Origin of the sequence: Cobetia sp. 3AK, from assembly GCF_029846335.1 — a bacterium.
Taxonomy (GTDB): domain Bacteria; phylum Pseudomonadota; class Gammaproteobacteria; order Pseudomonadales; family Halomonadaceae; genus Cobetia; species Cobetia marina.
Genome location: NZ_JARWKR010000002.1, coordinates 83,450 through 105,353, shown reverse-complemented (window position 1 = coordinate 105,353; position 21,904 = coordinate 83,450). Strand labels below are relative to the sequence as shown.

The window sequence follows — 21,904 nt, the reverse complement described above, 5'->3', positions numbered from 1 at the left end:
GATCGCCTGATCAATGGCGCCGGAAGGCACGTACAGAGAGGACTCGAGGTGTTCACGGTGACTCAGTCGATACTGATGTCACCCGGAAAATCCCAAGGACGTCGCTTAGCGACATGACAAGCCACCAGGGAGGTAACGCCTTATTTCTATCTTGAAGACGCACGGCACTGTCAGGCGCGTGAAGCAGTAGGCAATGGGGCCGACTCGCTTCTCCGCTTGAAAGGCCGAGATGTTGGCGCTCGTGTCGATTCCCTCGCGACATGGCTCCAGAGAATGCGCGGCAGGCGACGGCCTGCATGAACGACGGTTCAGCGCGGAGCACGACACGGGCAAACGTTCACCTTGACTGCATCAGCAGGCTTCTTGCAGGCCTGCTATCACCATCCACGGACCCGATGAGCTCGATGGGCCAATACCCGACCGCCGTCCCTGACGGCAAAAGCGCTTCGCATCGTGCACGCTGGCTGGACATGGCAGCCAACACGGCAATGTCAGTTCACGAGACATATCGCTGACACTGCCACATCATCATTCACGCCGGTACCGAGGCCGCCTTCTGATGTCAGGAGGCGGCTCTTTCGTTGTCTGGCTGTCTGATCACAGCTTGATGAGCGTATCCGCCTTCTCCAATGCACGCGCGCACTCTCCGATCAGCGCCGGGCCGCGATAGATCAGTCCGGAGTACAGCTGAACCAGGTCCGCGCCCGCCGCGACCTTCTCGCGCGCACTCTCACCATCCGTGATACCACCGACACCGATGATCGGCATGTTCGGCAGGGCTTCGCGCAGCCCGCGAATCACGCGGGTGGAGGATTCACGCACCGGCGCACCGGACAGGCCACCGGCCTCTTCTGCGTGCGAACTCCCCGCGACCGCGGAGCGCTCGATGGTGGTATTGGTCGCGATGACACCATCGATGCCATTGTCAGCCAGCGCACGCGCCACGAACAGAATCTCTTCACTGTCCATGTCAGGGGCGATCTTGATCACCAGCGGGACCTTCTTGCCACGCTCGGCATCGAGTTGATCACAGCGCTCGCGCAGCCCCGCCAGCAACTGATTGAGGTGATCCCCGAACTGCAGATTGCGCAATCCCGGCGTGTTGGGCGACGAGATGTTGGCGGTGATGTAGTCGGCGTGAGCATGCACGGCCTCGAGGCAGACCAGATAGTCGCTCAGCGCATCATCCACCGCCGTGGTCAGGTTCTTGCCGATGTTGATCCCCAACACGACTCCGGAGGCACCACGCGCCTGACTCGCCTTGACCTTCGCGACCAGATGCTCAACCCCGGCATTGTTGAAGCCCATGCGGTTGATGATCGCCTGGTGCTCCGGCAGGCGGAACAGGCGCGGCTTCGGATTGCCAGCCTGCCCTTTCGGCGTCACCGTGCCGACCTCGACGAAACCGAATCCCAGGGCGGCGAGCGCATCGAGGTGATCGGCATTCTTGTCGAGACCGGCAGCCAGCCCGACACGGTTGGGGAATTCGAGCCCCATCAGCGTCACCGGGTCACGTGGTGCCTCACCGCCCAATCCACGCGCCATGCCAAGCCGATGGGCCATGTCCAGGGCGTTGAGCGTCACACCATGAGCCGTTTCCGGATCGAGCTTGAACAGAAGCGAGCGAGCAAACGAGTACATGGTGATCTCCAGGCAGCAGCGACAGGGGGCATGACGACAGCGGAACTGGGCGCGAAGTATACCCGAAGCCCGTCGCGACAGACACTCCGCCGGACGCGATTGCCTCAGGCGAGAATGACGAGGGAGAACGAAGAGAAGTGACAAAGAGAAGTGACGAAGATGAGGCACAGAGGAAGGCGACAAGGAAGCGACACACGAAAGAAGGCGGCCCCGAGGGCCGCCTTCCTTGTCACTGTCAGGGTCTGAGCGCTGGGCTTATTTGACGTCCAGCTGACGCACTCGCACGGTGTAGTTGTTGACCCCTTCCATGGCAGTGCCGAACTTCTGACCGCTGACCCACACGGTGTAGCGCCCCGGTTCCAGCACGGTCTCGAGGTGGAAGTCGCCCTCGAAACCTTCGCCCTTGTCGCTGGCCACGGTATTGCCGTTCTCATCCAGCAGGCGCATCTGCAGCTTGTAGGTACCTTCGCTGCCCGGGAATGTCTCGCTGTCGATGGTCACGGTGCCGCGATCTGAGACATCGAAGGTCATGACCTCGCCCTTCTCGCGAATGCGCACATCGGTGACGATCTCATCGAAACGACGGTCCGGCTCCGCTTCACTCTCGGTGACAGCAGCGCTGCCGGTCGCCGCCGTAGTGGCAGACGCCGTAGTGGCAGACGCAGAAGAGGCAGCTTCGGCCGTGCCAGTCGCCGTGCTGGCGACGGCTTCACCGGCAGTAGCGCTACCTTCCGCGGCAGCGTTGCCGGTCTCGGCGGCCTTCTGCTCGCGCGCCGCCTGCTCAGCCGCGGCCACGGTGGCCGGCTTGATGGTCGCCACTTCATCGTCTGCATCGACGAAGGCAGTGCGGCGGCCATCACCATCGGTGTCCAGGAACACCAGACCGTCACCGGTCTCGATGCCGCTTTCCTCGGCGGAGAGCTTCTCACCGCTCTCGCTGAGGCCCGCCACGTTCACTTCATAGGTATTGCCACCCGACTTGCCGGCGCCCAGCTTGTCGGCGCGTACGCGCAGCTTGTAGACCCCGGGCTCCAGCTCGACATTCATGTTCAGGCCATCCGATGCCCTGTCCCCCGTGCCCGTGGCGATGATCGCACCCTGCTCGTCTTCCAGGCTGGCATTCAGGGTGTAGGGATCACTCACATCGAAGTTGGCGTTGCCGTCGATCTCATAGCGCCCGGCTTCCTTGATGGTGAACTGATGGACACTGGTACCACCGAACTGGAAGTTCTGGCTGTGGGCATCGCTGCGCGGCTTGAGAAACTTGGAGATGTCCAGCTTGCCCGCAGCGGCTTCGGCGCGCTGCTGTGCAGGGCTGCCATCTGCCAGCACGGCCTGGGATGCGAAACTGGAGAGGCCGAGCGCAATGGCGCAGGCAAGGGGTAACGCACGTTGTGACATGGTGTCTCTGCCTTGTTGTACTGAAGTTCTTGAAAACGTAAGCCGACCGCTGCCATCGCGGCAACCATGCGGCTCAGGAAACAGGGGTTGCACTCGCTGCCCTCAGCATACCAGACCCTCGACGACAGTTACCTTACCCCAGCCTTGGCAATCGCGATTTTCTTGATTGCACGAAAAAACCCCCGCCATTGGCGGGGGTTTCGTTCAGCGATGACGCTTACAGATGTGCGTATCGCGGGTCAGCAGAGTTCCTGCCCGGCTCACGCCTCGCGACGGGACTCGGCCAGATCGACCAGTTCACGCAGTGCGACGGCGAACAGCGGGAAGCTCAACTGGGCACCACTCTTCATCTCGCCCAGCAGTGAGCACCAGCGGCTGACCAGCCCTTCATGGCTTGCCATCCAGTTGTCGACACGCTCATCGATCTCGCGCGGGGCATTGTCCTGCTTGAGCACGCTGACGGTCAGGGCCAGCTGCTGGCGATCCAGGTCATCACGGAAGCTCTCGCGCGCCTGGGCCTGCCAGCTGTCCTGCACCTCGAGGCCGTTGATCTTGTCGCCGACCCACGGCAGCTCGAGACGATGGCCGATGCCGTAGAAGGCTTCCGCCACACGGTTGATCTTCTCGCCGGTCACCTTGGCGGCCTCGATGATGCCGAGACCGGCATACAGGCTTGAGGTCGCCGCGATGGTGCTGGCCAGCGCTTCCGGAACGCCTGCCTCGACGTAGTGGTCGCGACGAGCCTCCCAGTGCTCGCGGGCTTCGCCCTTGAGGCGCTCGCCGATGCTCTCGGACAGCTGAGCCAGACGCGGCGCGAAGTGCGAGATGCTCTCCTTGACGCCCATGCTGCTGCGCTGACGCAGGAACCAGCGGGTGGCGCGACGCATCAGGCGCATCAGATCGCTCATCATGCGGTACTGCATGTCGGCCGGCACCTGGTGATCCAGCGCCTCGATCTGGGTCCACAGCGCTTCCAGGTTGAAGCTGTCACGCGCCACGATGTAGGCACGCGCAATCTCGGCCTTGCCGGCACCGGTGGTGTCTTCCAGGCGACGCACGAAGGCGATGCCCATGTGATCCACCAGGTCATTGGCGATCTGGGTGGCGGCGATCTCACGCTTCAGACGGTGCTGATACATCTCCTCCGGGAAGCGCTCCATCAGCACGCGCGGGAAGGCGCGCTCCAGATGCTGCTGCACGTAGCTGTCATCCGGCACGTCAGAGGCGATCAGGCTGGTCTTGAGATCGCTCTTGGCGTAGGACACCAGCACGGACAGTTCCGGCAGGGTCAGGGCTTCACCGGCATTGGAACGCTCGATCAGTGCCTCATCGGAGGGCAGGAACTCGAGTTCACGATCCAGGGTACCGGCCGCTTCGAGTTCATTGATGAAGCGACGGAAGACGCCCATGCCTTCCTTGGACTGCAGCTCGGAGAGCGACAGTGCCTGGGTCTGGCGATAGTTGTCCTTGATCACCAGCTCGCCGACCTCGTCGGTCATCTCGGCCAGCTGCTGGTTGCGCTGCTTGTCGGTCAGGTCACCGCGGGCGACGATGTCGTCCAGCAGGATCTTGATGTTGACCTCGTGATCCGAGCAGTTCACGCCACCGGCGTTGTCGATGAAGTCGGTGTTGACGCGCACGCCACGCTTGGCTGCGGCTTCCATGCGGCCACGCTGGGTCAGCCCCAGATTGCCGCCCTCACCGACCACCTTGCAGCGCAGCTCGTTGCCGTTGATGCGCAGACCGTCGTTGGCCTTGTCACCGACATCGGCGTGAGTCTCGGTGGAGGCCTTGACGTAGGTGCCGATACCGCCGTTCCAGATCAGATCGACCTGCGCCTTGAGCATCGCGTTGATCAGCTCGTTGGGCGCCAGGCGGTCTTCGCGGATGTCGAAGACTTCCTTCATCTGCGGCGTGATGGTGATGGTCTTGGCATCACGCGAGAACAGACCGCCACCTTCGCTGATCAGACTCTTGTCGTAGTCGTCCCAGCTGGAACGCGGCAGACGGAACAGACGCTCGCGCTCGGCGAAGCTCTTCGCGGTGTCCGGGTTCGGGTCGACGAAGATGTTGCGGTGGTTGAAGGCACCGACCAGACGGATCTTCTCGGACAGCAGCATGCCGTTGCCGAAGACGTCACCGGCCATGTCACCGATACCGACCACGCTGAACTCGTCTTCCTGGATGTTGATGCCCATCTCGCGGAAGTGACGCTGCACACTGACCCAGGCGCCCTTGGCGGTGATGCCCATGCCCTTGTGGTCATAGCCGTTGGCGCCACCGGAGGCGAAGGCATCGCCCAGCCAGAAGCAGTACTCGTTGGAGATGGCATTGGCGATGTCGGAGAAGGTCGCGGTGCCCTTGTCCGCCGCGACCACCATGTAGGGGTCGTCTTCGTCATAGCGCACGACGGCGTTAGGCGGTACCACGTCACCACCGGACAGGTTGTCGGTGATGTCGAGCAGTGCGCGGATGAAGATCTGGTAGCAGGCGATACCTTCCTTCTGGATCACGTCACGGTCGTTGCTTTCCGGCATGCGCTTGCAGACGAAGCCGCCCTTGGCACCCACCGGTACGATGACCGCGTTCTTGACCTGCTGCGCCTTGACCAGCCCCAGCACTTCGGTGCGGAAGTCCTCGTGACGGTCGGACCAGCGCAGACCACCGCGCGCGACCTTGCCACCGCGCAGGTGTACACCCTCGACGCGCGGCGAGTAGACGAAGATCTCGAACATCGGACGCGGCTTGGGCACGTCCGGAATCTGACGGGTATCGAGCTTGAAGCTGATGTAGTCCTTGGCCTGACCATCTTCCGCCGGCTGGAAGAAGTTGGTGCGCAGCGTGGCCATCATCAGATCCACGTAGCGACGCAGCAGACGGTCGTCGTTGAGGCTGGAGACCTGATCGAGCAGACCGTTGATGCGCTCGCGGCAGGCGCTGACGTCATCCTCATCGCCCTGACCCTGCGGGTCGAAGCGCAGGTTGAACAGCTGCACCAGCTCGCGGGTGATATCCGGATGGCTGCCCAGGGCATTGGCGATGTAGGCCTGGGAGAGGCCGAAGCGGATCTGCTTCAGGTAACGCGCGTAGGCACGCAGCATCGCCACTTCACGCCAATCAAGGCCGGAGCCGATGATCAGGCGGTTGAAGGCGTCGGATTCGGCTTCGCCGGACCAGATCTTCTTGAAGGCTTCGATGAAGCTCTCGCGCACTTCGGACAGCTCGACTGCGCCCTTGCCGTGGTGCTCCAGATCGAAATCGTGGATCCAGCAGGTGGCATCGCTGCGCTCGATCTCGTAAGGACGCTCGCCGATGACGCGCAGCCCCAGGTTCTCGAGAACCGGCAGCACGTCGGACAGCGGAATCGGCTGATGCTTGTGGAACAGCTTCAGGTTGACACCCGAGTTGTCATCCTCGACCAGACGATAGGTGCTCAAGGCCACGACATCGCCTTCATCCAGCGCACGCAGATGGCCCACGTCGTAGACGGCGGTGCGCGGCGAGAAGTCATCACGGTAGCTGCCCGGGAAGGCATCGCGATAACGGCTCATCAGTTCATTGGCCTGCTCTTCACCGAAGCCTTCCACCATCGCGGCATGCAGCTCGTCACGCCAGCTGCGTGCCAGCTGGGCGATCTTGTTCTCCAGCGCGCGCATGTCGTACTGGCCAGGCTCGTCGCCCTTGAAGCGCAGGATGAACTGGATGCGTGTCAGCACGGACTCGGACAGATACGGCGTGAAATCACCGAAGGTGGCATCCAGCTCTTCGCAGAGCAGATTCTGGATGCGCACGCGCAGGTCGGTGGAGTAGACATCGCGCGGCACGAACACCAGCACGGAGAAGAACTTGCCGAAGCGGTCTTCACGCACGATCAGTCGCACGCGACGACGCTCACGGATATTGAGGATGCTGGTGGCGGTGCGGGTCAGCTCATCCGTGGAGATCTGGAAGAGGTCATCACGCGGATAGACTTCCAGAATCTGCAGCAGGTGCTTGCCGTTGTGGCCCTTCGGGTTGACCCCGGCGGCCTCCATGACGTCCTGCACCTTGCGACGCAGAATCGGCACGTTGCGCGGACTCTGGTTGTAGACCGTGGAGGTGTAGAGCCCCAGGAAACGACGCTCGCCGATCACGCGGCCTTCGGCATCGAAGCGCTCGACAGTGATGTAGTCCGGATAGGCCGGACGGTGCACGCGGGCGTGGAAGGCGCTCTTGGCGAAGGACAGCAGCTCCGGGATCAGCACGTACTGATCGCTGTTGACGCTCTGCTGATGGCGGGACTGCTCGTGGTAGCGCTCGAGGTCCAGCTTCAGGACGCCAAGCTCGGAACCCTCGACCTTGCTCAGCACGCGAGTACCGTCTTCCTGCTCTTCGACGGTGTATTCGTCATAGCCGAGGAAGGTGAAGTGATCGTTGCCCATCCACTCCATGAACTCGCAGGCTTCCTGGTGATCCGCCTCGGACACGGTGGCAGGACGGTTGTCACGCAGCTCTCTGAGCGCCTGAGCCCCCTGGGAGCGCATGGCCTCGAAATCCGCCACGGCGACCCGCACTTCAGCCAGCACTTCACTCAGGCTGTTTTCCAGATCTTCGAGCATCTCGCCATCGTTGTGACGATCGATCTCGATGTAGATCAGTGACTCGCGCGTCTCGGGAGCGTTCTCGGCGCGCGGCGCGGTCACGCGCTCCAGCTGACCGGAGGCATCGCGCGCCACGGCCAGCACGGCATTGTGGATGGCATGCACGGTGATACCGCGACGATTGAGCTCGATACGCACCGAGTCCACCAGGAAGGGCATGTCCGGGTGCAGCACTTCGATGATGGTATGGGTGGACTGCCAACCATGCTTCTCGAAGTCAGGGTTGTAGGCGCGCACCTTGGGGGCAGCGTGACTCTGCAGGAAGTGCCATACGGCCAGAGTGGAGCCGTAGAGGTCATCCAGCTTGCGCTCGGCCATGTCCTCGAAGGAAGCCGTCGCATGATAATCGCGCGCAAAGGCCGCGATTTCCTGCACCTTGTCCTTGGGAAGTCGCTTGTCCAGCTGCTCTTGGAGCTGCGCAAGGAATTCCTGCTTGCCGTCCGTCGCCACGTGTAGCATCAATCACCTCGACTGACCTGATGGAAGTATCAGGAAGAATAGTCATAGAGAGCCCACGCTCGCACCCGTGACAGGATGCCAAGGCGCAGGCTCATGCAGTGCATCACAGACTAGCGCAGTCTGTGCCTCGGCCCCATGCCTGTTCCATATTGGTCATGCTGCATGACATCTGTGCATCGGGTATTGACTTGCGCCTCGCGTCATGAAACGAAAGTCTAACAAGACGTTCATCGAGACAGACACGACGAGGCCCCGCCGCCACTATCACTCCCGATGGCTCATGGAGCCGGATCTGGAGTCTAGTTGGCAACGGGGCCTCGGCTTTTCAAGCGTCGAGGCGGAAAACGCTCCGCCGTCTCTCACTTGCTGACACGCCTGCTTTCACTCACTTCCTGACGAGATAGACCCCACACTCCAGGTGATCGGTATAGGGGAACTGGTCGAACAGCGCGAAACGCTCGATGCGATGCGTGCGGCACAGCACCTCGAGATTCTCGCTCAGCGTCTGCGGGTTGCAGGAGATATAGACGATGCGTTCGTAGCGCGCGGTCTGCTCGCAGCTGTCGGCATCGAGACCGGCGCGCGGCGGGTCCACCAGCACGGTACGGAAGTCATGATTCTCGAGGTCCATCTCCGCCACGCGACGCCCCTCCTTCTCGCCGGCCAGTGCCAGCGAGAAGTCCTCGGCGGACATGCGCGCCACCTGGGCATTGTCGATGCCATTGGCCGCCAGATTGACCTGCGCCGAGGCCACCGACGTCCGCGAGATCTCGGTGGCCAGCACGCGACGGAAGTTCTCGGCCAGCGCGATGGTGAAATTGCCGTTGCCACAATAGAGCTCGACCAGATCGCCCTGCTCCCGGCCTTCCGCTTGCGCCTTGTCCGGATGGGTCACGTCGCGCGCCCAGCTGAGCATGGAGCGGCAGATCTCGCCGTTGGGCTGGGTGAAGCTGTTCTCGACCTGCTGATAGACATATTCACGTCCATTGACCTCGAGACGCTCGAAGACGTGATCGCGTGTCAGCACGAGGTGCTGCTTGCGTGAACGCCCGATGATCATGATGTCGAGTTCCTGCTCCAGCGCGCGCGCCTCGGCTTCCCAGTCCTCTTCCAGCTTGCGGTGATAGATCAGCGTGACCAGTGCCTCGCCACTGAGGGTGGTGAGGAATTCACACTGGAACAGACGCTCACGCAGCACCGGACTGGCCTTGAGCCGCTCACGCAGCAGCGGCATCAGCGTATTGATGCGCTGGCTGGCCACCGGGAAGTCGTCCATGCGCACGACCGTCTTCTTCTTGTTGCCCTCGTCGTCGAATTCCACCTCGAACATCGCATAGTAGAGGTCGTCATCCTCATGCCAGATACGAAATTCGCAGCGCATGCGGTAATGACTGGGCGGCGAGGGAAACACCTCGAGCTCCGGCGCATCGAAGGCGGCGAAACGGGCGCGGGTCTGCTCGGCCTTCTCGGCAAGCTGCTGTTCATACTGACTGGGATCGACGACGGCGATGGCCACACTGACTCCTGCCTGCGGGCATACCGCAGCACTGAAACGATGAGCAAAGGGACGCGGATGAGGTCATGGAGAGCCATGCCGATCACGTCCATTCAAAGGTTGGGCGCGCTAGCCTACCACCGGCAGCGCGAAGCTCAAGCACGGGTTGGTGACTCATGCAGCGACTGGGGCCGTCAGGGGCCGAGCGCGAGTCCTCGAGGGGCGGCAAACCCCCGGCTTTCAAGTGCAGTGGCAAGGCCGGGCTGACGGGCGTCCGTCGCCAGGGCGATGCCTGCGTCAGACACCTCGTCTTGCGCCAGCGTGGCCTGCGCCGTGCGGGCCGGCAACTCCAGCACCTGGGCCACGCGCCGTGCGATCGCCGCGCCGGAATCCACCAGCGCCAGCGGTGGTTCACCCGGCGCATTCCTGCCCAGGGCGCTGGCGATATCCGCGCTGAGCAGCGGGAAGTGGGTACAGCCGAGAATCACCACCTCCAGCCCCGGCACCGCCGCGAGATCCGCCAGACTCGCCGCGACCACCTCGGGGCGAGCCGCCTCGCCACGCAGACGGCGCTCGGCCTCGGCGACCAGCGGGTCCGCCGCGACGCGAATCACCTGGCAGTCCGCCGCGAAATCATGGATCAACTGCTCGGTATAGGCACGCCTCACCGTGGCGGAGGTGGCCAGCAAGCCGAACACTGGCGGCTCGCCCTGTGCGCGGCGCACCGCGCTCTGACGGCTGCGCGCCAGCAGCGCGGCAGGCTTGATCGCCGGTACGGTACCGATCACCGGAATCGACAACGTCTCGCGCAATGCCTGCAGCGCCAGCGTGCTGGCGGTATTGCACGCCACCACCAGGGCACGCGCTCCACTTGCCTCGACCGCCGCCGCACACACCTGCGCGATGCGCGTCACCAGCCAGTCATCGGCCTTGGTGCCGTAGGGGAGCGCGGCGTTGTCACACACATAGGCCAGCGGCAACGTCGGCCATTGGCGGCGAATCTCCGCCGCCACCGAGAGTCCTCCGACCCCCGAATCGAAGATCAGCACCGGCGCGTCAGGCGCGTCAGATAGGACATGGGACTGGCTGACAACGGAGCCTGAAGGGGCGGTGGAAGGCGCCATGATGATGATATCTCGCGCTGCGAAAGAGGAAGGTCGGCTGCAATGGCGCGCTATTTTACCTGCTTGGTGACGATGTAGGTGAAGTAACGATCGATCCCCAGCTCTGAGACCAGCCAGCGGTCGATCAATCGCTGGTAGGCATCGATGCTCGCCGTCTCGAGACGCAGCAGATAATCCACGCCGCCGCCGACCGCCACACACTCGATCACCTCGTCCGCCTCGCGCATGGCGCGCTCGAAGCGCTGGAAGCTCTCGGCATCGTGATGCTTGAGGTGTATCTCCACCCATACCGGCGTGCGCGGGGCTGCCACCACGGCACCGCCGCGCTGCGCCTCGAGCAGCGCCTGATTGATGCGCGCCGAATAGCCCTCGATGATACCGGCCTGCTCAAGGCGCTTGACCCGCTCCCAGCACGGGCTGACCGACAGATTGATCTCCTCGGCCAGCCGCGACTTGGTGATGCGACCATCGCGCTCGAGGATCGCCAGAATCTTCAGATCGAAGGCATCAAGCCTGGGCGCGGGCATCGCGCGCGCAGCGCCTGAACTCATGAGGCATCTCGCGCCAGATCGTCCACCACCTCGGCGATCACCGCCAGCGTATCGCCGAGACTGACCTGCGCCGGGAAGCGCCGTGCCACCAGCACGCCGTCGCGCTCGGCACGATATTCCACCGCCGGTTGACCGGCCCGCCCCAGCGGGTAGACCCGAGCCACGCACTGCCCCGCGCTGACCTGCTCACCCAGCGCCACGCACAGTTCCAGCAGGCCTTCATGCTCACTCTGCACGTAGCAGCTGGCATCCGGCATGTCGATCAGCAGCGGCCTGGCCGCCTGGTCGGCATGGCGTCGCTCGACATCGCCTTCCAGGTCGGCACGACTGCGTTCGCGCAGCACGCCACTGAAGGCAAGGAAGTTGTCGACGCCACGGTCGGCGATCGCCTGGCGCTCAGGCGTGGTGGAACCGCCGCCCCCCAGCTCCGTGGTGACGAAGACCTTGCCCTGGCGTTCCACGGCAGTGTCGTAGAGCGCCTCGGCATCCAGCTCGAACATCATCATCGCCGAAGGCGCACCGAAGGCCAGCGCGCCGGCCAGACTCTCGGCTTCCTGATGACGGCACTGCTCCACGCCCAGCGACGCCTCGAGATAGTCCAGGCGGTGCGCGGCCGCGAACGGCAGGATATCCAGGGTGCGGCCACCGGAATGCAGGTCCAGCGCGTAGTCACACTGCGGTACCAGCACCCGGGTGAAATAGTCGGCGATCTGCTCGGTAGGTCCCCCCTCGGGATCGCCGGGGAAGCTGCGATTGAGATTGCCGCCATCAAGTGGCGAGCAGCGCCGGCCGGCCTTGGCCGCCAGCGCATTCATGGTCGGCACGATGATGACACGCCCCTGCACGTCCTCGGGCGTGAGGCGGGCCGCCAGCTTGTAGAGCGCGGTGATGCCCTCGTACTCGTCACCGTGATTGCCGCCGGTGAGCAGCACCGTGGGGCCTTCACCGTTGGCGATCACGCTGATCGGGGTCATCACGGCACCCCAGGCAGACTCATCGGTGGAAATCGGCAGCTTGAAGAAGCCGTGCTGAAGGCCATCGGCGTTCAGGTCAATGGTCAGGCTGACGGGAGATTCACGCATGACAGGCCTCCTTGGCCGGACGAACTCACAACAACAAAGGCGTATGGCATCGCATCACTGACGAACGGCCAGCCCGTCACTTGACGAACAGCTGGCGGGGCACGTCACACAATGGCTCGGCACCATTCTCGGTGATCAGGATCGACTCGGTGATCTCGAGCCCCCAGTCATCCATCCACATGCCGGGCATGAAGTGGAAGGTCATGCCCGGTTCCAGCACCGTCTCGTCACTGGGGCGCAGACTCATGGTGCGCTCGCCCCAATCCGGCGGATAGCTGATGCCGATGGGATAGCCGCAACGTGCGCCCCCCCGGTCGAAGCCGTACTTGTCCATCGCCGCGCCCAGCGCCAGCGCGATGTCGCAGCAGCGATTGCCCGGTCTGGCGATGGCCAGGCCGCTTTCGATGCCTTCCAGCAGGGCGGACTCGCCGCGCACGAAATCGCGCGGCGGCCGACCGAGAAACACGGTGCGCGAGAGCGGCGCGTGATAGCGCTTGTAGCAGCCGGCGATCTCGAAGAAGGTGCCCTCGCCCTCGCGAAACGGCGTGTCATCCCAGGTCAGGTGAGGGGCAGCGGCATCACTGCCGGTCGGCAGCAATGGCACGATGGCCGGATAGTCGCCGCCGAGAATCTCGCCATTCGGCCCGACCACACCCTCGACCCCGACACGATAGATCTCGGCGACCAGTGCGCTCTTGGGCAGGCCCGGCTCGATCATCTCGAGGATGCGCGAGTGCATGCGCTCGACGATGCGCCCCGCCACGCGCATGTAGGCGATCTCCTGCTCGGACTTGATCGCCCGACACCAGTTGACCAGCGAATTGGCGTCCACCAGTCGCGCGTGGGGCAACTCCTTGACCAGCGCCAGATGGGCACGCGCCGAGTAGTAGTAGTTGTCGAGTTCGACCCCCACCACGCCGTCGTGCCAGCCGCGCTGCGGCAGGATCGACTGGGCGAGAAACTCCATCGGATGCATGTCCGGATTCTGCACGTAGTAATCCGGATACCACAGGATGTTGTCCTCGCCCATCCAGCAGGTACGCAGCGCGCCGTTGCCGTCCTGACGGCGTCCGTACCAGACTGGCTCACCGCTCAGACCCAGCAGTACACATTGGTGCACATAGAAGGACCAGCCGTCATAACCGGTCAACCAGGCCATGTTGGAGGGGTCGGAAATCACCATCACATCGATGCCGGCACGCGCCATCGCTTCCCGGACACGCTGGATACGGGCGTGATATTCCCCGATGGTGAAGGCCTGGCGTCCGGCCGACAGTGGCCGCGGTACCCAGTTGTCGGGCATCGCCTGCGCTTCGCCATTCGGCAAGTTGTTGAGCCCCGCGAATGGAGGCTGGGCAATAGGCGGATGCGACGGGAATTGGCTCATGCAGCGCTCCTGTTCAATCAGGCCTTGAGGCAAGCAGCACGTCGGGGCGGAGCCTTACGCGCGCCTCTGGTGCCCAGAGCCGTCAACGTATATGCGAACATCCGAATTCCCCTCTTGATTCGAGTCTGTCACTCTGCCGACAGCGGGTCAAAGGCGACTCTGGCACTGTCGCCCTTCCCTTCGGCCCTTGCAAGGGCCGCGCCATCATCACGACATCACCGGGAAATACTCCAGGGCCTTTCAGGAGACTCTTTCAGATGAGCCACATGCGAATTCTGGTACATCACGAGCGGGCAGAACGCTGGTGCGAGGCACTGCGTGAGCGTCTGGACAGCAGCGACATCGAGATCCTCGCCGATGACGGCGAGACCCTGGGCGACATCCTGGTGGTGTGGGCACCGCCGGCGGCACTGTTCGAGCGGCATCGCGAACACGACGTGAAGGCGATTCTCAATCTGGGTGCCGGCGTGGACAGCCTGCTGGCCAATCCCGCCCTGCCTCGAGAGGTGCCGGTGCTCAAGCTGCGCGATGCCGGCATGGCCAGCCACATGCTCGATTACGTGCGCTACGGCCTGCTGCACTTCCGACGTGACTTCGATCGCTACGCTGTCCAGCAGTCAGAGCGTCACTGGGCGCCACATCGCGTGGTGCGCGCCAGGCATTATCCGGTCGCGGTGCTCGGCCTGGGTGCCATCGGCCGGCAGATCGCCGAGGCGCTGGCGGCAGACGGCTACCCCGTGCATGGCTTCAGCCGCAGCGCCCACACCCTGGAGGGCGTGACCTGCCACCATGAACAGGGGGAAGGCGGTCGCTCGCTCAAGGCAGTGCTGGGGGATGAAACGCTTGGCCTCAAGGCGGTGATCAACCTGCTGCCCAACACCACCGCCACTCGCGACGTGCTGAATGCAGAGGCCTTCGCGGCCCTGCCCGATGACGCCGTGCTGATCAATCCCGGCCGCGGCAGCAGCGTGGTCGAGGAGGATCTGCTCGCGGCGCTGGAGAAGGATCAGTTGCGCGGCGCGCTGCTGGATGTCTTCCAGCATGAGCCGCTCGCCGGCGACAGCCCGCTGTGGCAGCACCCGAAGGTGATCATCACCCCGCACGCCGCCGCCCCGACCCCGGTCTCCGAGGCCGCCGACCAGCTGGCGGAGAACATCCGCCGCGTGCAGCGCGGTGAATCCCTGACGGGCATCAGTCTGGAACACGGCTACTGAGACGTGCGTTTCACACCGGAAGCGCAGTGGTCGACTTGAGGCACTCCATCGCGAAGCGTGCCGAGACATCGGTGAGGTCATCGAGGGTATTGACCAGCTGCTTGTAGACGCGGTCGTAGGCATTCATGTCCGCGACCTGAACCTTGAGCAGGTAGTCGTAGTCGCCCGCCATGCGATAGAACTCGGTGACCTCCTCGATCTCCTCGATCACCGCCACGAACCGTTCGAACCAGGCCCGCGAATGATCGCGGGTCTTGAGTTGCACGAAGGCGGTCAGCCCCAGCCCGACCCGCTCGGCATCCAGCAGCGCCACCCGCGCCGTGATCACCCCGCATTCCTCCAGCCGCTTGAGGCGCTTCCAGCAGGGTGAGGTGGTCAGATGCACCGACTCCGCCAGTGCCGCCAATGACAGGCTGGCATCACGCTGCAACAGCCACAGCAGCGCGCGGTCCGTGGCATCGAGCACAATTTTCTCCATACTCCCTCCTCACGACAAAATCTTGCTACAGAACATGGCCTACGCCATGACAACTGGCAAGTTTTGCCTGACAGCCGGTCGTACCATGGAGGCTCCTCCCCGCGACAGGAACCGCTGCCATGCCGACCACTGCCTTTCCCCCTCGCTCGCCGTGTGCGCCCTCTTCACTCGCCACTCCCTCGGAGGGCTTGCTGCACAGGACGCCTCTGGCAGCATGGCGACAGGAGTGCCTGGCACAGCTGGCCGCCTTGAAGGCAGCCACGCCTGTCACTCCGCTCAGGGAGCTTGCGCTTTGCGGGCTTGGCGAGGCGCGCGTGCTGATCAAGGACGAGCGCGCCCACGCCAGTGGTTCACTCAAGCATCGACTGGCCATGGCGTTGTTCGAGCAGGCCTTGAAGCAAGGCTGGCTCAGTCCCGGACGCCCGGTCATCGACGCCTCGTCAGGCTCCACGGCGGTCTCTGAAGCGTGGCTGGCACGCCGCCTGGGGCTGGAATTCATCGCCGTGGTGCCCAAGGGCACCGCATGTAACAAATTGAGGGCGATTCGTGACGAGGGCGGGCGTGTCGTGGAGATCGAGAATGCCGTCCACCTCTGCCAGTCCGCCCAGGCGCTGGCCGAGGACAGCGGCGGCCACTTCCTCAACCAGTTCCAGCATGCCGCCACGGCCAGCGACTGGCAGAGCGAGACAAGCCTGCCGGGCGAGTGTCTGGCACAGATCGCCGAACGCGAGCTGCCGGAGCTTGAAGCGGTCTTTCTCGGCGCTGGCACCGGCGGCAGCGCCGCCACCTTCGCGCGCCATCTGCGTCACAAGGGTCTTCTTCGCCACTCGGGGCCTCTACACCACACGGGGCCTTTTCACCACTCGGGGCCTCTACACCACAGGGGCCATGGCGCTCGCGTGATCGGCGTGGACCCCGAACACTCCGTCTATCATGCCTGCTGGCAGCACCATCACACCCATGGCACCCGCATGACCTCACTGCCCGCGCCTCAGGCACCCAACCCCATCGAGGGCATTGGCCGCCCCTGTGTACTGGAGGCGTTCGACCCCGTGCACTTCGATGATTATCGACGCATCGCGGATGCCCGCAGCCAGGCGGCGGCACTATGGCTGGCAGAGCATGCCGGGCTTGCCGCCGGGCCCTCCACCGGCACCGCCTTCGCGGGCCTGCTGGAAACCCTCGAGCTCAAGCACGCCCGCGGCGAGGCGCTGACAGGTAGCTGGCTGCTGCTGGCCTGTGATCATGCCAGCCGCTACGCCAGCACCCTGGGCGACCCCGTCTGGCGGGCGGAACACCAGTCACGCCTCGCCCCGCATCGCGCCTGGATCGAGAGACTCACCGCCTGAAACGACGACACCCCGCCAAGGGCGGGGTGTCGTCGTCGAGCATCACGAGGCGCGATGGCAGCTCGTGCCACGGCTCATGTCAGTCGCAATGCATGTCAGCCGCAATGGAGGTCAGTCACGCCTCATGCCAGCAGGGCATTGAACTGACGCAGCCACTCCGGGTGGGCCGGCCAGGCCGGCGCGGTCACCAGCTTGCCGGAGGTCACGGCATCGGTGACTTCCAGTGACACGAATTCGCCACCTGCCAGCTTGACCTCCGGCGCGCAGGCCGGATAGGCACTGACGCGATGGCCTTCCAGCGACATGGCAGCCGCCAGCAGCTGCGGGCCATGGCAGACGGCGGCGATGGGCTTGTCGGCCTCGACGAAGTGGCGCACCAGGTTCAGCACGCGCTCGTCCAGGCGCAGGTACTCGGGAGCGCGGCCACCGGGGATCAGCAGCGCATCGTAGTCTTCCGCCTTGAGGTCGGCGAAGCTCGCGTTGAGCGCGAAGTTGTGACCCGGCTTCTCGGTATAGGTCTGATCGCCTTCGAAGTCGTGGATCGCCGTCTTGACGATATCGCCTTCACGCTTGTCCGGGCATACCACATCGACCCGATGACCCATCGCCTGCAGCGCCTGGAACGGCACCATCAGCTCATAGTCTTCCACAAAATCTCCGGCAATGATGACAATGCTGGCCATGATGATCTCCTGATTGAACAAACGGGGTTGGCATCACTGCATCGCGCTCGCCTGACATCACCTCTGCCTGACATGTCGGGAAGCCTGCAGCTCACGCACAAGGCGTTCCCAGAGTACCTGTCCGGCGCGCATGAGCAAGCGCTGAAATAGCGTCCTGTGCCTGATGCGCCTGTCATCGGGGCCATCGCCAGCGGGCCCTCATGCGTCATCCACGACTTGCAGGAGAGGTGCGCCAACGCGAGGGAACCTTGCATGCGGCCACGCTGCCCAATCATCATGCTCTCGCCCCGAACGACACCACTCCCCAAGGGCGGCCCCATTTGCGGACAGAAAGCTTCGACAGGAGTCACCATGCTTGCCCTTGTACCACGACGAATCCACTGGACACGCCTGCGACGGATACCCTCGCCTTGCCGCCTGAACGGCTGGCTTGGCGCGATGCTGCTGGGATCAGCCCTGTTGAGCACGGCGCAACAGGCGAGCGCTGACGTGAGCAGCGCGGAGTCTCCCGTGCCCTTCACCGCTCAATACACCCTGGTGCTGGACGGCTGGCCGGATGTGCCCATCACGCAGCGCATCAGCCAGAGCGGGGAGCTTTACATCGCCAGCATGGAGGCCTCCATCAAGGTGGCCAGCGGCTACGAGCAGGGACGCTTCCTCCTCAAGGAGGGCCAGCTGCAGCCGGCCGGGTATCGTTCCGGTTATCGTCTGGCGGGTATCGGCAAGGACTACAGCCGCGAGGCACCCGAGCCTGACGAGACGCTCCTCCCCGACCGCCAGACCCTGCTGGTACTGCTGAGCCAGCAGGCCGATGCCCAGTGGGCCGCGGGAAGTTGCCTGACGGGAGCCCCCTGTGCGCTGGAATATCTGGATCACAAGGGGCGCACCCGGACACTGATGTATGAGATCCAGGCCCAGGAATCCCGCGTGGCCGCCGGTCAGACCTTCCGCACCCTGCGGCTGGACACCTGGCGCAAGCATCGTGATCAGAAGCACTACCGCCTGTGGCTGGCCCCCCGCTGGCCGGGCCTGATGGTGGCTCTCGACTACCTCGACTACGAGGACAGCCCCGCAGGTGAAGTCCCGGAGCGCTCCGCACATCTGACCCTCGACCGGCTCAGCAGCTCGCGGCGCCAGGCCAGTCCGTGACCCGTCGTGAGGCTCGGTGTCCGGTGCTCTGAGTCCAGAACTCTGTGTCCAGTACTCTGTGTCCAGGCCGCGGCATAAGCCGCGCTGATCCCCCATCAGCAGTTATCGCGCAGGATCCACTCCCGGGGATACCCTCTGTCCCCGGCAATCGTTACAGTAACCCTTCCCAGTGATACTCACTGACAATCAATCGCTTACGTCGCTCTGGTCCTGTCGACGGCCAATGACAAGGAAGGGTCATGCTCTCGGGTCTCATCTTCATCCTGCTGCCGCTGATTCTCGGCTATCTGGTGCGTATCGAGCAGCCCGCACGTCTGGCGGTCGTCAATCAGCTGGTGAATGCCTCGATCTACGTCATCCTGTTCCTGATGGGCATGGGGCTTGCCGGGCTGGAGCAACTCGGCGCCGGCATGGCCGCCATGAGCGGGCAGGCGGTGATTCTGTTCGCCATCATCACGCCATTGAATCTGCTGGCACTGTGGGCGCTGTCACGCCGCAGTGCACTGCGTGCGGATGCCTCACGCGTGGTGGAGGGAGCGCCGATGACCCGCTGGGAAGCGCTGTCCGGCTCCCTGACACTGGCGGCGGCGGTCGCGCTGGGCGTCGCGGCGGGCGTCGTGCTGGGACTGATGGAGATCTCGCTCGACACCGACACCCTGGCCGAGTGGGCACTCTATGCCCTGCTGGCGCTGATCGGCTGCCAGCTGAGAAGCTTCGGCATGAGCCTGCGCCAGATCCTGCTCAACCGCCATGGCCTGTTCATCGCGCTGACGGTGATGGCGAGCTCGCTGCTGGGCGGACTGCTGGCGGCACCGCTTCTGGCACTCGACTGGAATCAGGGCATGGCGATGTCGGCCGGTTTCGGCTGGTATTCGCTGTCAGGCATCCTGATCGGTGATCAGCTCGGGCCGATTCTGGGTGGCGCAGCCTTCTTCAATGACCTGAGCCGTGAACTGCTCGCCTTCCTGTTGATCCCGCTGACCATCCAACGCTTCACGCCGCTGGCCATCGGCTTCGGCGGCGCGACCTCGATGGACTTCACTTTGCCGGTCATCCAGCAGACCGGCGGCGTTGCCTGCGTGCCCGTGGCCGTCGTATCCGGCTTTCTGCTCTCGCTGGCCTCGCCGCCGATGATCCTGTTCCTGCTCTCGCTCAGCCACGTCTGACGTCGTGGTCCTTGCCGATGACACCCCGGAACGGTGACACTCGGCCTCTCTCTTTCCAGCGCCTGACATTGCCATGCCGCCTCTGCATCACACTCCACCGCGCCCCAGACGCGTGACGCTCGCCGACATCGCCGCTCGCCTGGGCGTGACCAAGGTCACGGTCTCGCGCGCGCTCAACCAGCCCGAAAAGGTCTCCGCCGCCATGCGCGAGCGGGTACGGGAGTGCGCCCGCGAACTGGGTTACATGCCCAACCGTCAGGCCGGCAGCCTCGCCAGTGGTCGCTCCCGGCTGATCGCGCTGCTGATCCCGTCACTGTCCAATGCCGTGTTCTCGGAACTGCATCGAGGGCTTGAGGCACCGCTGGCCGCCGCCGGCTATCAGCTGCTGATCGGCCATACCGGCTATTCGATGGAAGAAGAGGAGCGCCTGATCGAGACCTGGCTCTCGTTCGGCGTGGACGGTCTGGTGCTGTGCGGCAGCCGCCACAGCGAACGCGTCACCGAGATGATCGCGCGCTCCGGCTGTGCCGTGGTGGAGTGCATGGAAAAGCGTGAGGCGCCACTGGACATGGCGGTGGGGCTGGATCAGCACGCCGCCGGCCGCGCCATGGCGGAGGCGATGATCGAGAGTGGCCGCCGGCACATCGGCTTTCTGGCCGCGCGCATGGACCGCCGCGTCGAGCAGCGTCTGGCGGGCTGGCGTGCCGCCGTCGAGGCCGCCGGCCTGTCACAGGAGTACCTGATGACCACTCCGGCACCCTCAAGCGTCAAGCTGGGCGGCGAATTGCTGGACGAGATGCTGACTCGGTGGCCGAATCTCGACGCCGTCTTCTGCTGCAACGACGACCTGGCCGCCGGTGCACTGTTCGAGTGTCAGCGTCGCGGCCTGGAAGTGCCGGCACGGCTGGCGCTGGCCGGCTTCAATGGTCTGGAGATGACCCGTGGCACCTGGCCTGCGCTTGCCAGCGTGGTCACGCCGCGCCGAGAGATCGGCGAACGCACCGCCGCCCTGCTGCTGGCACGCCTGAGCGGCGATCACGCCTCCACGCCGCGTGGCCTGTGGGAAGACCTGGGCTTCAGCCTGCAGAGAGGCGGGAGTCTGCCCCGGGCGTGAGCGCTTTCGAGGATGCGTGCTGCGCCGTCAGCTGCTGACACACCTGTTCGACCAACGCCTGCGGTGTGGCACTGATGTCGAGGGTATAGACACGTTCCGTCTCACGCTCAGGCACCTCCAGGGTCGCCAGCTGGTCATCGAGCATGGCGGCGCCCTTGAAGAAGTGATCGGTGCGCGCCTCCAGACGCTCCAGCAACAGCTCGCGCGTGCCTTCCAGGAACACGAAGCCCAGCGCCGCATCCCCGCCACGCAGCTGATCGCGATAGCGTCGCTTCAGCGAGGAGCAGGCCAGCACCAGACTGCGTCCCTCGCGGCGCGCCTCATCGATCAGCTCGACCAGGCGGGCCAGCCAGCCATGGCGGTCTTCATCATTGAGCGGGATGCCGCGCGCCATCTTGGCCACGTTGGCCTCGCCATGATAGTCATCACCGTCGATGAACTGCGCCCCCAGACATGCCGCCAACGCCTGGCCGACATGCGACTTCCCGCACCCGGACACGCCCATCACCACCAGTCGCACCCCACCCTCGGGCAAGGTGACGTTCTCGTCGTCCAGCGCGACGCTGCCCTGAGCGGACGCCGTGGATGACACCCCTTCTGCCTGCTGCTGCATGACACCCCTTCCCCTTGAAGAATATCCGTGTTGTCTGTCGTCCCACCTTGCTACCCGGGCCGGCCACGGCGAACCCTGCGTGGCGAGCCCATGAGCGGCGGCGCTGCGCAGGATACCCCGCGCAGCATCATCCATGTCGTGGCGACCCGGCGACATGCACCTTTCGGATCATTGCACAGACGCTTATGTTACCGGTAACTTTCATCCTGCACGAAGCAACAGGTCTTGCACAACAGGTCTGCACAACAGGTCTGGCAAAACCGGCCCTGCACCACAGGCCTCACACGACACGCCTCACACCATACGCCCAAGGCCGTGGCAGATCGCCCCGCCACCGCCAGCCGCAAGAGTTCGCCAT

16 protein-coding genes are annotated in these 21,904 nt (G+C 64.2%); 5 read left to right on the top strand and 11 right to left on the bottom strand.

The window, feature by feature from the left end:
• Positions 1–597: 597 nt before the first annotated feature.
• The 8 genes from QD228_RS02975 to doeA all read right to left on the bottom strand — a co-directional run bounded on the left by QD228_RS02975 (position 598) and on the right by doeA (position 13,696).
• Positions 598–1,641, bottom strand: a complete 1,044-nt coding sequence (locus QD228_RS02975; RefSeq protein WP_176503213.1) for a quinone-dependent dihydroorotate dehydrogenase — start codon at positions 1,639–1,641, stop codon at positions 598–600.
• Between the two features lie 255 nt (positions 1,642–1,896).
• A complete protein-coding gene (locus QD228_RS02970; RefSeq protein ID WP_279874355.1) occupies positions 1,897–3,042 on the bottom strand; it encodes a hypothetical protein in 1,146 nt (381 codons plus the stop codon).
• Positions 3,043–3,302: 260 nt separating this feature from the next.
• Complete coding sequence (locus QD228_RS02965) at positions 3,303–8,141, bottom strand: NAD-glutamate dehydrogenase (RefSeq protein WP_279874354.1); 4,839 nt, start codon at positions 8,139–8,141, stop codon at positions 3,303–3,305.
• A 385-nt stretch (positions 8,142–8,526) separates the two neighbouring features.
• Positions 8,527–9,657 carry a tRNA (uridine(54)-C5)-methyltransferase TrmA gene (gene trmA / locus QD228_RS02960; RefSeq protein ID WP_279874353.1) on the bottom strand — a complete coding sequence of 377 codons (1,131 nt, stop codon included), beginning with the start codon at positions 9,655–9,657 and terminating at the stop codon, positions 8,527–8,529.
• Between the two features lie 173 nt (positions 9,658–9,830).
• Positions 9,831–10,760 (bottom strand): glutamate racemase, encoded by a 930-nt coding sequence (gene murI, locus QD228_RS02955; RefSeq protein WP_279874352.1) that lies wholly within the window; start codon positions 10,758–10,760, stop codon positions 9,831–9,833.
• 50 nt (positions 10,761–10,810) lie between these two features.
• Positions 10,811–11,311 (bottom strand): Lrp/AsnC family transcriptional regulator, encoded by a 501-nt coding sequence (locus QD228_RS02950; protein WP_240499656.1) that lies wholly within the window; start codon positions 11,309–11,311, stop codon positions 10,811–10,813.
• Positions 11,308–12,393: a N(2)-acetyl-L-2,4-diaminobutanoate deacetylase DoeB gene (gene doeB, locus QD228_RS02945; protein WP_077378423.1), complete on the bottom strand. Its 1,086-nt coding sequence runs from the start codon at positions 12,391–12,393 to the stop codon at positions 11,308–11,310. The genes QD228_RS02950 and doeB overlap by 4 nt, the downstream gene beginning before the upstream one ends.
• 76 nt (positions 12,394–12,469) lie before the next feature.
• Complete coding sequence (gene doeA, locus QD228_RS02940; RefSeq protein WP_077378504.1) at positions 12,470–13,696, bottom strand: ectoine hydrolase DoeA; 1,227 nt, start codon at positions 13,694–13,696, stop codon at positions 12,470–12,472.
• A gap of 341 nt (positions 13,697–14,037) precedes the next feature.
• Between doeA and QD228_RS02935 the strand changes: the two genes are divergently transcribed.
• The gene (locus QD228_RS02935) at positions 14,038–14,994 is read left to right on the top strand and encodes a glyoxylate/hydroxypyruvate reductase A (protein ID WP_308478142.1); all 957 of its coding nucleotides are present in this window, start codon (positions 14,038–14,040) and stop codon (positions 14,992–14,994) included.
• Between the two features lie 10 nt (positions 14,995–15,004).
• On the opposite strand, the gene QD228_RS02930 is transcribed toward QD228_RS02935, so the two are convergent.
• Positions 15,005–15,472, bottom strand: coding sequence for an Lrp/AsnC family transcriptional regulator (locus QD228_RS02930; protein WP_347882124.1), 468 nt, complete (start codon positions 15,470–15,472; stop codon positions 15,005–15,007).
• A gap of 119 nt (positions 15,473–15,591) precedes the next feature.
• Between QD228_RS02930 and QD228_RS02925 the strand changes: the two genes are divergently transcribed.
• Positions 15,592–16,821: a pyridoxal-phosphate dependent enzyme gene (locus tag QD228_RS02925; protein ID WP_279874351.1), complete on the top strand. Its 1,230-nt coding sequence runs from the start codon at positions 15,592–15,594 to the stop codon at positions 16,819–16,821.
• A 122-nt stretch (positions 16,822–16,943) separates the two neighbouring features.
• Here QD228_RS02925 and QD228_RS02920 read toward each other — a convergent pair whose 3' ends face one another.
• Positions 16,944–17,504: a DJ-1/PfpI family protein gene (locus QD228_RS02920; protein WP_077378415.1), complete on the bottom strand. Its 561-nt coding sequence runs from the start codon at positions 17,502–17,504 to the stop codon at positions 16,944–16,946.
• A gap of 351 nt (positions 17,505–17,855) precedes the next feature.
• Here QD228_RS02920 and QD228_RS02915 point away from each other — a divergent pair, with 351 nt between their 5' ends.
• From QD228_RS02915 to QD228_RS02905, 3 genes are all read left to right on the top strand, one after another.
• Positions 17,856–18,653, top strand: coding sequence for a hypothetical protein (locus QD228_RS02915; RefSeq protein ID WP_279856223.1), 798 nt, complete (start codon positions 17,856–17,858; stop codon positions 18,651–18,653).
• A gap of 239 nt (positions 18,654–18,892) precedes the next feature.
• Positions 18,893–19,819: a lysine exporter LysO family protein gene (locus QD228_RS02910; protein WP_279874349.1), complete on the top strand. Its 927-nt coding sequence runs from the start codon at positions 18,893–18,895 to the stop codon at positions 19,817–19,819.
• Positions 19,820–19,892: 73 nt separating this feature from the next.
• Entirely contained in the window at positions 19,893–20,933 is a 1,041-nt protein-coding gene (locus QD228_RS02905; RefSeq protein WP_176493545.1) for a LacI family DNA-binding transcriptional regulator, read from the top strand.
• Here QD228_RS02905 and QD228_RS02900 read toward each other — a convergent pair.
• On the bottom strand, positions 20,896–21,546 hold the full coding sequence (locus QD228_RS02900; protein WP_347882123.1) for a gluconokinase: 651 nt from the start codon (positions 21,544–21,546) through the stop codon (positions 20,896–20,898). The genes QD228_RS02905 and QD228_RS02900 overlap by 38 nt on opposite strands.
• Positions 21,547–21,904 lie beyond the last annotated feature (358 nt).